This window comes from Mesorhizobium sp. M7A.F.Ca.US.006.04.2.1 (assembly GCF_004022915.1).
GTDB lineage: Bacteria > Pseudomonadota > Alphaproteobacteria > Rhizobiales > Rhizobiaceae > Mesorhizobium > Mesorhizobium ciceri.
Genome location: NZ_RZQA01001157.1, coordinates 1 through 1,517, shown reverse-complemented (window position 1 = coordinate 1,517; position 1,517 = coordinate 1). Strand labels below are relative to the sequence as shown.

The window sequence follows — 1,517 nt, the reverse complement described above, 5'->3', positions numbered from 1 at the left end:
CAGGCGTTGCCGCCCGTCAGCGGCGGCGGCTGGTTCGTCACGTCGTCGGTCACGCCCAATCCTTCTATCGTCAGAAAGCCACGAATCCGAGGCTGTCGGCTAGATATAGCCAAGCCATGCAGCGCGCGCGATGAAAATACCGGCCGATACAATCGGCCGTCTACACGAAAAAAATGAGGAGAACGGCTCCAATGCAAAGCTGGCGCTTGCAGCCGCAAAGTCTCCACCCTATAGCAGCCCCTTGAGATGACCGACGCTTCGTCCCCCTATCCTCATCGCCATCTTCTGGGCATCCGCGACCTTTCCCCTGCCGACATCGAGCTGTTGCTCGACAGGGCGGACCGGGCGGTCGCGATCTCGCGGCAGTCCGAGAAGAAAACCTCGACGCTGCGCGGCCGCACACAGATCAACCTGTTCTATGAAGCCTCGACGCGCACGCAGTCGTCGTTCGAACTGGCCGGAAAGCGGCTTGGCGCCGATGTCATGAACATGTCGGTGGCAAGCTCTTCGGTGAAGAAGGGCGAAACGCTCATCGACACGGCGATGACGCTGAATGCCATGCGGCCCGACATACTGATCATCCGCCACCAGTCGGCCGGTGCGGCCGCGCTTCTCGCGCAGAAGGTCGGCTGCTCCGTCGTCAATGCCGGCGACGGCGCGCATGAGCACCCGACACAGGCGCTGCTCGACGCGCTGACCATCCGCCGCGCCAAAGGCCCGCTGTCGAAGCTGATCGTGGCGATCTGCGGCGACATCCTGCATTCGCGCGTGGCGCGCTCCAACATCATGCTGCTCAACGCGCTCGGCGCGCAGGTGCGCGTCGTTGCGCCGTCGACGCTGCTGCCCACTGGCATCGAGAAGATGGGCGTCATCGTCACCCGTTCGATGGCCGAAGGCCTCAAGGACGCCGATGTGGTGATGATGCTGCGCCTGCAGCGCGAGCGCATGGAAGGCGCCTTCGTGCCTTCGGTGCGCGAGTATTTCCGCTATTTCGGCCTCGATGCGGAAAAACTGAAGGCGGCCAAAGACGACGCGTTGGTGATGCACCCCGGACCGATGAACCGTGGCGTCGAGATCGCTTCGGAAATCGCCGACGGCCCGCAAAGCGTCATCCAGGAACAGGTCGAAATGGGCGTTGCTGTGCGCATGGCGGTCATGGAAGCGCTGCTCGATCCCCGTCGCAACCAAGAGGGCCGCGGCGCATGAGCATAACGGTCTTTGAGCGCGCCCGCATCGTCGACCCCTCGCGCGGCATCGACGAGATCGGCGCCGTCATCGTCGATGGCCGCAAGATCGTTGCCGCCGGCAAGGCAGCGCTCAACCAGGGCGCGCCCGAGGGCGCCACCATAATCGACTGCGCCGGCAAGGCGATCATTCCAGGCCTGGTCGATGGCCGCGTCTTCATCGGCGAACCGGGCGGCGAGCATCGCGAAACCATTGCGTCGGCGAGTGTCGCGGCGGCGGCTGGCGCCGTCACCTCCATCGTCATGATGCCCGATACCGACCCAGTGATCGAC

At 64.3% G+C, this 1,517-nt stretch carries 2 protein-coding genes and 1 pseudogene; 2 read left to right on the top strand and 1 reads right to left on the bottom strand.

The genetic code is table 11. The features are described from left to right. Positions 1 to 218 (bottom strand): hypothetical protein (locus tag EN925_RS40320; RefSeq protein WP_206633116.1); only part of this gene is annotated, 218 nt, incomplete at its 3' end. Between the two features lie 28 nt (positions 219 to 246). Here EN925_RS40320 and EN925_RS35345 point away from each other — a divergent pair. Together EN925_RS35345 and EN925_RS35340 are read left to right on the top strand one after the other, a co-directional pair. Then, complete coding sequence (locus tag EN925_RS35345) at positions 247 to 1,206, top strand: aspartate carbamoyltransferase catalytic subunit (RefSeq protein WP_013531794.1); 960 nt, start codon at positions 247 to 249, stop codon at positions 1,204 to 1,206. After that, a pseudogene (locus EN925_RS35340) lies at positions 1,203 to 1,517 on the top strand (dihydroorotase); the annotation flags it as partial. The gene EN925_RS35345 and the pseudogene EN925_RS35340, both read left to right, overlap by 4 nt.

Bases quoted from the DNA above. Each gene is read 5' to 3' on its own strand.
- EN925_RS35345 (WP_013531794.1), top strand. From the start codon at position 247: ATGACCGACGCTTCGTCCCCCTATCCTCATCGCCATCTTCTGGGCATC.